We start from the raw sequence: 8,825 nt of genomic DNA, 5'->3' as shown, positions 1-8,825 counted from the left end.
ATCAGCGGCGCCATACGGCCGACCGCCGGCAGCATTCTTGTCGACCAGGTCGACGTCACCGGCCTGCCGGCGCATCATCTTTCCCGGCTGGGGTTGGCGCAATGCATGGAGGGGCGCCGGATTTTCCCTTCGCTGACGGTAGAAGAGAACCTGCTGCTGCCTGCGCGCGACGTGCCGGCGGACCAGCGTGCGGAACGGCTCGAGCGGGTGTACGCGCTTTTCCCCGACCTCAAGGAGCGCCATGCCAACAGTGGCACCTCGATGTCCGGCGGCCAGCAGCAGATGCTGGCGATCGGCCGCGCCCTCATGTCCAGGCCGCGCCTTGTGCTGTTTGACGAGATCAGCCTCGGCCTCGCGCCGATCATGATGGACCGCCTGTATGAAGCACTCGCCGAGTTGCGGGCGGCGGGACTGACGATGGTGATTGTGGAACAGGATGTCGAGCGCGCGCTCGACCTCGCGGACGAAGTCCACGTGATGGAGCATGGCCGGTTTGCACTTTCCGGAACGGCGAAAACAATTCGCGACGATCCCATGCTGCGGCATCTGTATATCGGTACTGGCACCTGATCAAGGAGAATACTATGCAACTACATGAAGCAAACCGGCTGCTCGATCCCTCGGCCATGTCTCTGGAAACCGGCTATGAACGCCTGCCGGACGGCGTGCTGCACGTGGCCTGTCGCACCGATCTTCATGGCTGTACTGGCGAGATGTTCGAGTGGTGGTTCCGGTTCCGGCCGGATACGCAGAAATACGTCTGGTGGCATCCGGTCGATCATGTCTTCAGTGACTGGCTAGAGTGCCGCGACGGAACGCATGTCGGATCGATTCATCGGGTGGAGGAATTTTTTACCGGGCAACCCGCGGAAAAGCTCCTCATCCAGTTTCGGGATGCAGGCGAATTCTTCGATGCCGGCGCTTATCGCACGGCACGCGAGCACGGCCATATCAGTGCGGCGGTGTGTGGAAGGGTGGGATTCGGATGGGATGCGCCGCGCCTTCCGGACGGACGCATCCTTGGAGGCCGGCTGTTACATATTGGCAGGGATACCGCGTGGGGATGCGTGCTCCGCAGCCACTTCTTCATCGGCCAGGACCTTCCCGGACTGGGAAAAAGCCCGGAGGAAGTTGCGGAAATGGTTCCCGACGCGTTCGGTGGCGCGCTGCTGACGCATTGCTACAACGAGTTCACGTTCCTGTCGCGCTTCCTGCCGTCCTTGTTTATCGCGGAAAACCGGACGTCCCATCCCGTTTCGCTTCCGTGGTGATCCGGGAGTGCAGATGAAACGTGGCCAGTTTTTGCTTGAGCAGCTGCTGCGGCTGTCGCCGGGCACGACACGACACTATCCCCAACCGCTGCCTACGGGTAGCGATGCTCCAGTCGACGTCCAGCATGAAATCCGGACGCGGCGCGGCAAAGGGGAAAGCTTCCACGAAATAGCCGTGGCGCTCAACCGGCTTGGCGCGCGCGGCCCGTATGGCGGCCGGTGGTATGCGAACAGTGTTCGTGCCACCGTCAGGACGCCGCCAGGGTAAGGCCGCGGCGCGGACGCTGTTTGCCAATCTGATGTGAACCAATAAGAAATCCAGGAGACTGTCATGAAACGAACCCGGCATAACGCCGCTTACGCCGTCGTCGCGCTTGCCTGTGCAGTGCCCCTGTTTGCACAGGCAGCCGATGAAATCGTGATCGGTGCGTCATTACCCTTGAGCGGTCCGATTGCCGGTTTCGGCAAGTACCAGCAGTGGGGATACCAGACCGCCGTGACCGATGCCAACAAGCGCGGCGGCGTGACGATCGACGGCCGGAAATATACCTACCGCCTCGTCATCCGCGATGACAAGAGCGATCCGAAACTTGCCGCCAGCAATGCCGAAGCCTTGATCAGCAAGGACAATGCACTGGTGCTGCTCGGATCTTGTACGCCTGCGCTAGTCAATTCCGGCGGCATGGTAGCTGAGCGCAGCAAGGTGCCCATGGTGACCGGCTGCAATCCGCTCGGCGCATTCCGCTCGGCACAGAAGTGGACTTATGTGTGGGACATTTTCTTTGACGAAGCCGATCTCGCCGAGGCACCGTTCCGGATGATGCGTGACTTGAAGATCGCGGTCGACAAGACGATCGCGCTGATCCACGATAACGGGCCGGATGGAAAGGTGGTCGGCGGCACGCTATGGCCGAGGCATGCCGAGTCAGGCAGCTACACGATCAAGCAGAAGGCGGAGTTCGCACCGGAGAACATGCAGCTCGCCTCAGTGGTGAACGAGCTCAAGGCCAGGAATCCCGACATCACTTTTGTGGATGCAGGCACGCCGCAAGCCGTCTTCCTGAGGAAGCAAATGGCGGCGGTCGGGTACAAGCCGAAAGTCCTGGTGATGGAGAAGGGGGCCGAACCGGAGCAGTTCGCGCATGAGACCGGCCCCTTGGCGGATGGCGTCCTGGTCGGCGCCTACTGGGATCCCAGCTTCAAGACAGCCGGTGCGGAAGAGCTTGCAATGCGCTTTGAGCGAGAAACCGGCAAGCCGGTCAGCCAGCATGTCGCTGACTCGAACACGGCGGCCAATGTCTTGATCGACGCGATTACGGCTGCGCAATCGCTGAACCGCGAGAAGATCAACCAGGCGATCGGGAGAACGGAAAAGTCCTACGTTGTCGGTAACGTGCGCTTTGACGACACCAATACGTCAAAACTGCCGGTAGTGGTCTCCCAGTGGCAGAACGGTAAATCCGTCATCGTCTGGCCGAAACGGTTTGCAACGGCCACCTACATGATGCCGAAGTAGGTGACGGCCGAGCAGTGATGTGATGGTCTTCGAAGGGCATCCAGAAACTGGTCGTTGCATTGAATTGATTTGGCGTGTCTCTCTCAAGTAAAGTCGTTAATCGTGCCAACGTACTTGAGTTTTTTCCCGAATGTGCAACCTGCACATTCGGGATATTTTTCTCAATCTGCCCCGAGCGGGAGTGTTTCCGAGGTTGAGGTTCGACAATGCTGCTTCCCCATGAATTTGACGCCATGCTCCAAGCCTTGCGGCGGGATATGCGCCGAGAGCTTGAGCTGGCTGCCATCCACAAGGAGGACGCGGCCTGGCACATGACAAACGCGCGCATGGCAAAGCGTCTTCTTGAAACCCTCAACCCGAAACAACGCCATGTCACGTTCTCCGCGGCTGGGTAGCCTGGTAAGGTTCTGCTCCCAACTATAGCGCGCCAAATCCTGCCTGAAAAACTCTGAGACAAGCGTCAATGCGCGGCTCGATTTCATAGTCAGGCATAGGGCAGGCCAGGCCAAGTGCCGCCTGTCGTAATGGCTCCGCAATCAGCATTGACAGAAGCAGGCCGCTTGCCTGCTCTGCGTCCTTCACGGGCACCATTCCTCGGACCTGCTGGCGTCTGATCCAGGCTGAAAGGATGGTAATCGCGCGTTCCACACCATTCTGGTTATAGACCTTTGGTAATTCCGGAAAGCGGGCAGAATCTGCGACAAGCAACCGGAAGATTCCCACGGCTTCCCTGGATAAGGCGCGGTTTGCTATCACAGTCAGGATCTCACGCAGGACTTGCAGGAATTCTTCCGGAGAAGCAGGGTCCTTCTCGACGACAGGCAAATAACTGTCGGTCCAACTTTTTATCACGATCCCCAATAAATCTGCCTTGCCCTCGGCAAAACGATAAATCGTTTTCTTTGCCAGACCTGCCCGTTTCGCGATGGTGTCGACAGTTGCATCGGCATAGCCAAGGTTGAGGAAGGCCCATGTAGCGGCCTCAATAATCTTATCGTGTACTTCATTTTCCGGGCGCTTGGGACGTCCTCGAGGACGCGGCGACGCAGCAGACAGATCCTGGGGCATGGCGACGTGAATCTTCTTGACAAGGTATGCGCCTAATCCTACCATGGATTTAGGAAACCAAGCGGTTTCCTAAATCCATGGTAGGTGTCCATAACAATGAGGAGATAGAAATGACAAGCGCTACGAACGACACTGATCGCTGGGAGCTTTCACACATCGACAGCATGCTCTCACCCAAACCGCTTCATATTGAAACAGGTATATCGCGACTCGCGTCGGGAGTGCTCATGGTATCGATCCGAACGGATTTGCACGGGTGCAAGGGCCGCATGCTGGAGTGGTGGTTCAAATTTTTCGAAACCTCGCAGCATATCCGCTGGTGGCATCCTCACGATCACGTGGAGCACGGTGGATGGGACAGCAACTGGATACGGGACAAAAACTATCTCGGCGCAACGATAAGAATTACCCAGGCCTTGGCTGAGATTCCGCCGGTAATGGGGATCCTGAAATTCCGGGATCCGAAAGAAATTTTCACGCCCGCACTTGTGGACGACGCTTTTGAGAAGGGCGATATTTCAGCACTTGTCTACGCGAGGCTTGGCTTCGGTGACCAGGTCAGACTAAGCGATAACGGTGATCCGATCGACGGGCACATGGTCCAGATGGCACGGGACACGCCATACGGCTGCGTACTCCGGAGCCGCTTCTATCTCGGTGCTGCATCACGACAACCTGAAATCGATGTGCCCGACCAGCTGGGATTGAATCTGCTCCTGCATTGTTATACGGAGTTCACGTATTTGTCCCGCTTCCTGCCATCGTTGTACTACGGCGAACACGCAAACGGAGAAAAAGCACCGTTGCCCTGGTAACGACCAGACGCCTTTCCCCTGCCCAGTGACGTCACGTATGCCCTGGTTCCGAACCTGGGCAGGAATTCGTACGGCCGTGCCCACGCCGTATTTCCGATTCTCTGCGAGGCCGACAGACAGGCCTCACTTCACTGCCCGCTACCAAAGCGGCAAGACATCAATCAAGTTGCGAGGAAGACAAAATGTTTCGTACTTTCCATGGGGCCGTTCTGTGCATTGCCACCGGTTTGGCGACATCCGCATTGACTGTCCAGGCACAAGCACTGGCAGAACCAACGGCCGAAGGGTACCTGTATCGCGAGCTGTTCGGCGATGGGCTCGAGCGCGATTACGGAATAAAAATCGACGGGTACATGCAAGCTGGAATTGGATACAACGATAAATCTACTGCAGCCATGCGCGCCGCTGGCAACTCAAACTTTCCAGTGGCTCCAGGTGACGAGGGATTCAAGCTGGAAGATCTTCATCTCCATCTCAAGAAACCCCTCAAAACAAACATCCTGCCGCGAATTTCGCCCCTACCGGGGCCGATGCCGCAGGACGTTTCCTTCGGAATGGAGATTGATTTGCTGTATGGCCGAAGCGGGCAACCGGCAGCGATGTTCGGCATTGACAAAGAATGGGGAATCAACAGGCCAGGCAATACTGATCCGAAAACGGCGGCGCTTAACAGGCAAAACTTTTTGGCCGTCCCTCAGTTTTTCGTCCAGGCCTTTTTCCCTGTCTGGAACGGTATTGCGGTTACGGCGGGGCGATTTGGAGCAGGCATTGGTTACGAAATAGCTCCGCAACACAGGCCGACACCAAACGTGTTTTATACGCGCAGCTATGCCTATGTCTCACAGCCACAGCAAGTCTTTGGCTTGCTGGGCTCGATGAATCTGGTGCAAAGCCGCTCGTCACTTGTCTCAGCCGAGGTCGGCGTAGTCAATGGTTGGCAAAACCTGAAAGACAACAATGACACCAAGTCCCTTATGGGGGCAATCAGGTGGCGCAGTGCAGACATGAAGCAAGCGGTGAACTATGCCTTCATCACTGGGAATGAACAAACCAAGCCAGGCGAGATGCCACAGGCGCCAGTGTCGATGATAACGTCGCCACGCGGCCAAAATCGCCAGCATCATTCCATCAATGGGTATCTGGAGATCGGTAAAGGTTGGAGTGCTGCGGGCGAATTGGTGTATGGGTCACAAGATGGAGATGGTCGGCCCGACACTGTACATCTTCTGTCGGGCCCCCGATTTTCCGGCGCAAAATACGCGGGCGCAAACGGGATTCTCAGCTATCGCCTCACCGACCGGGTGAAAACGAATCTGCGTCTGGAACATTTCAGGGCTCGCGACGGCTTCGGACTATTTCCTTTGACCGCAGTGAAAAGCGACTTCAACGCAATGACGTTTGGCTTGAATTACCAATTAAATAAATACGTCAGCATTCGGCCAGAAGTAAGGCACGACTGGCAATCCCATAACAACGGAGCTAAAGCGTTTGGCGCAGGCACCGCGGAAAAGCAGACCACGATAGCTGAAGATGTCGTCATCCGGTTTTGATAGAACTGGTCTGGTATTCGATGGCGTATAGACCGGCCTCGCTCAAGTCCCCTTAATGTTGCATGGCCCTGCCCACAAATCAATGTGGCCGGGGCCAGTTACCAGTGGGGTGAAGCCGCCGCACTGTCGGAACTTGTAAGTGATCCAATGCAACTAGGGGCGGTCCTGCGCAGGAGCCAATACCGTCGTTCTCCCATGAGATTTACCTTGGAGCGCTGCGGACTCTGATTTAGCCAGATCGAGACATTCTAATTTAGCCACTACAATCTGTGTTTCAGCCAGATTCAGATGTCCCGGCTACGGCCATTTTCAAATGTCCCGCTTGTTTATCGAGGTTTCTCCATTAACGCAGCCGCGCCGCGGAATAAGCAAAAAGAGCAGGGGACTTGTTAATTAAGTACTGTTGCCTGCAAGATCGGAATTCGGGCCCCGCGTTTCTTCAGTGAATTGTCTTCCCGATCGCCTGCGCCAAATCCGCTTCATCGATCCGCCGCTGCGCCTTCTTGCCCTCAACCGCCGTCAACCGAATCGGCCCTTGCCCGCTATTGGCACGCGACGGCCTCGATCCACTGCGCCGGCTATCCCGCTGCGCCTGCATCACCTGCGCCACCTCCAGCACGTGCCCTAACCGCTTGTTCTCCACAACCGCCCCCTGGTCCACCTCCGGCAAGCGGTCATAGGCGACATAGGGCAGGGCAGTGTCATCCGCCCGTAATTCAATTCGCCCATCGGGATACTCGTAAACTTCGATGTATTTGCCAATCAGCTTGCGGGTCGCCTTGCTGTCCTGCAGCAGATAAATCACCTTGTCATACTGCAGCGTCAGCACATGCGACACCTTGCGCAGCTCGCGCCAGGTGAAGATCCGCTCCAAATCCTCACCGTCGCGTAGCGGCCGGTGCGCATCCCAGTCATTGCGCGGCGGCTTCGCAAAGCGCCGGTTGTAGTCGGCAATGAAAGAGGGCGCCCACGCATTGGCGGCCTCCATCGTCGAAATGCCCTGCAGCCGCAATTCCTTCACCAGCCGGTCCTGCAAGGTCAGGTTGGCCCGCTCCACACGCCCTTTTGCCTGGCTGCTGTTCGCGCAAATGCTCTCGATATTGAGCTCGTACAGCGCACGGCCGAACTGCGTGTAGCCATCGCCACTCGTTGCATGTTTGTTATTGCAACGGAACACGCTGTACTGGTCGCTGTAAAACGCCTGCGGCTTGCCATGCAGCTCGATATACCGCCGCGTCGCCTCGAAATAGCTGAATGTCGATTCCGCCGGCGTGAAATGCAGATGCATCAGCCGGCTGGTCGCGTCATCGATGTACACCAGCAGCGTACACGCCGGCCCGCGCTCCTCAAACCAGCGGTGGTCGCTGCCATCGATCTGCACCAGCTCGCCCACGCAATGGCGCCGGTTCCGGGGCTGGTAAATCGTCGGGGACCGCAACCGGCGCGGAATCCATAGGCCGGCTTCGGTCATGAGCTTGCGCACCGTCTCGCGCCCAAGAAACAGGCCGTGCACCTCACGCAGCTTCTCGCACGCCAAGGTCGGCCCGAAATCCGCATAGCGATCGCGAATGATCGACAGTGCCATGCCGGTGAGGTCCGCCGACAATCGGTGATGCACCTGGCCGCGCTTGCGCGACACCAGGCCTGAAGCACCATCCTTGCGGTAGCGATCCGCCAAACGGTCCACCTGGCGCCGGCTCAACCCTAATTGGCGCGCCGCTGTCACCGCACGCAGATTGCCCGTCACGACCGCCTCAATCGTCTTTAACCTGTCAACCTCGCGCATGCTCATCGTAATCATCCCGGTTCCAGCCATGGCGGAGCTCCTTGAAAAAGGAAACACACTCCGGCATGACCCAACTGCAACATGGACATTTGAACTTGGAGTCCGTCCACCTGAATGGTGAATGGAAATGCATTTGCTAAGTAGTTGATATTTAAAGCATACCGGTGACTGGCATCGAATCTTCTCGAGGAATACTCTCCACCTAAACATATACTCAGTTCTCGAGCTACGACTAATTGCATGCGCAATAACGCATCGCAAAAATGTCCACGCAATAGTAGATTCAGAAATTGATCGTAGTCGAGCTAGCGTCTGACGTAACAAAACTGAAGCGGATGAGTCAACAGGCGATGAGCCGAACGCGAGATGTCCCTTCGCACTATGACCCTTGGCGAACCTGCTACGACCGTTTCGTACGGTGGTTCCGTGACGGGACCTAGGCAACGCATTCTGACGTTGCTGCTGGCGAAAGCCGATGCCGCCGGTCGTATCGACTGTGCCGGGGCAGCACCGTCTCCATGCACATCAAAGCCCTCCGTAGCGCCACTTGTCCCCGTGAAATCGCTGCCAAAGCGGAAAAAAGGGGGACGTGAAAAGCGAATGGCTGACGCATTCGCCGGGCAGATTGACCAGCAAGAAGCATTTAGGTGTCGATGGAAATGCCTGCCATCTGTCAATAACCGTTACCGCTGGTCATTTTGCCGATATCAGTCAGCTGGTTCCAGTGCTCGAGGCAATTGCTGTTCCACGTCCTCGGCCGGGATGTTCGAAAAAGCGTCATCGCCTGTCCGAGTCGATAAGGCATATGGCACTCGCAAG

9 protein-coding genes and 1 pseudogene are annotated in these 8,825 nt (G+C 57.1%); 8 read left to right on the top strand and 2 right to left on the bottom strand.

Annotated elements, in window-relative coordinates; genetic code table 11:
- The 5 genes from AYR66_RS28680 to AYR66_RS02340 all read left to right on the top strand — a co-directional run.
- Window positions 1-570, top strand: a 570-nt coding sequence (locus AYR66_RS28680) for an ABC transporter ATP-binding protein (protein WP_170942260.1), incomplete at its 5' end; no start/stop codon positions are given.
- 14 nt (window positions 571-584) lie between these two features.
- Window positions 585-1,271 carry a DAPG hydrolase family protein gene (locus AYR66_RS02350; RefSeq protein ID WP_088706181.1) on the top strand — a complete coding sequence of 229 codons (687 nt, stop codon included), beginning with the start codon at window positions 585-587 and terminating at the stop codon, window positions 1,269-1,271.
- Window positions 1,272-1,284: 13 nt separating this feature from the next.
- Window positions 1,285-1,539: a hypothetical protein gene (locus AYR66_RS28140; protein ID WP_141104001.1), complete on the top strand. Its 255-nt coding sequence runs from the start codon at window positions 1,285-1,287 to the stop codon at window positions 1,537-1,539.
- A 63-nt stretch (window positions 1,540-1,602) separates the two neighbouring features.
- Entirely contained in the window at window positions 1,603-2,787 is a 1,185-nt protein-coding gene (locus tag AYR66_RS02345) for an amino acid ABC transporter substrate-binding protein (protein WP_088706180.1), read from the top strand.
- 206 nt (window positions 2,788-2,993) lie between these two features.
- Window positions 2,994-3,182, top strand: a complete 189-nt coding sequence (locus AYR66_RS02340) for a hypothetical protein (RefSeq protein ID WP_088706179.1) — start codon at window positions 2,994-2,996, stop codon at window positions 3,180-3,182.
- 22 nt (window positions 3,183-3,204) lie between these two features.
- On the opposite strand, the gene AYR66_RS02335 is transcribed toward AYR66_RS02340, so the two are convergent.
- Window positions 3,205-3,855, bottom strand: coding sequence for a TetR/AcrR family transcriptional regulator (locus AYR66_RS02335; RefSeq protein WP_088709559.1), 651 nt, complete (start codon window positions 3,853-3,855; stop codon window positions 3,205-3,207).
- 110 nt (window positions 3,856-3,965) lie between these two features.
- Here AYR66_RS02335 and AYR66_RS02330 point away from each other — a divergent pair, with 110 nt between their 5' ends.
- Both AYR66_RS02330 and AYR66_RS02325 read left to right on the top strand, forming a co-directional pair.
- Complete coding sequence (locus tag AYR66_RS02330) at window positions 3,966-4,670, top strand: DAPG hydrolase family protein (protein WP_088709558.1); 705 nt, start codon at window positions 3,966-3,968, stop codon at window positions 4,668-4,670.
- 182 nt (window positions 4,671-4,852) lie between these two features.
- A complete protein-coding gene (locus AYR66_RS02325) occupies window positions 4,853-6,220 on the top strand; it encodes an outer membrane beta-barrel protein (protein WP_088706178.1) in 1,368 nt (455 codons plus the stop codon).
- Window positions 6,221-6,659: 439 nt separating this feature from the next.
- On the opposite strand, the gene AYR66_RS02320 is transcribed toward AYR66_RS02325, so the two are convergent.
- Window positions 6,660-8,036: an ISNCY family transposase gene (locus AYR66_RS02320; protein ID WP_088706177.1), complete on the bottom strand. Its 1,377-nt coding sequence runs from the start codon at window positions 8,034-8,036 to the stop codon at window positions 6,660-6,662.
- 559 nt (window positions 8,037-8,595) lie between these two features.
- Between AYR66_RS02320 and AYR66_RS29255 the strand changes: the two are divergent.
- Window positions 8,596-8,825: pseudogene (locus AYR66_RS29255) on the top strand (hypothetical protein); the annotation flags it as partial.

The sequence above is a fragment of the Noviherbaspirillum denitrificans genome (genome assembly GCF_002211445.1).
In the GTDB taxonomy this organism is placed as follows: domain Bacteria; phylum Pseudomonadota; class Gammaproteobacteria; order Burkholderiales; family Burkholderiaceae_D; genus Noviherbaspirillum; species Noviherbaspirillum denitrificans.
Note: the sequence above shows the minus strand (reverse complement) of the source record. Positions and strands in the feature narration are given on the sequence as shown.

Bases quoted from the DNA above. Each gene is read 5' to 3' on its own strand.
- AYR66_RS02350 (WP_088706181.1), top strand. From the start codon at position 585: ATGCAACTACATGAAGCAAACCGGCTGCTCGATCCCTCGGCCATGTCT.
- AYR66_RS28140 (WP_141104001.1), top strand. From the start codon at position 1,285: ATGAAACGTGGCCAGTTTTTGCTTGAGCAGCTGCTGCGGCTGTCGCCG.
- AYR66_RS02345 (WP_088706180.1), top strand. From the start codon at position 1,603: ATGAAACGAACCCGGCATAACGCCGCTTACGCCGTCGTCGCGCTTGCC.
- AYR66_RS02340 (WP_088706179.1), top strand. From the start codon at position 2,994: ATGCTGCTTCCCCATGAATTTGACGCCATGCTCCAAGCCTTGCGGCGG.
- AYR66_RS02335 (WP_088709559.1), bottom strand. From the start codon at position 3,855: ATGCCCCAGGATCTGTCTGCTGCGTCGCCGCGTCCTCGAGGACGTCCC.
- AYR66_RS02330 (WP_088709558.1), top strand. From the start codon at position 3,966: ATGACAAGCGCTACGAACGACACTGATCGCTGGGAGCTTTCACACATC.
- AYR66_RS02325 (WP_088706178.1), top strand. From the start codon at position 4,853: ATGTTTCGTACTTTCCATGGGGCCGTTCTGTGCATTGCCACCGGTTTG.
- AYR66_RS02320 (WP_088706177.1), bottom strand. From the start codon at position 8,036: ATGGCTGGAACCGGGATGATTACGATGAGCATGCGCGAGGTTGACAGG.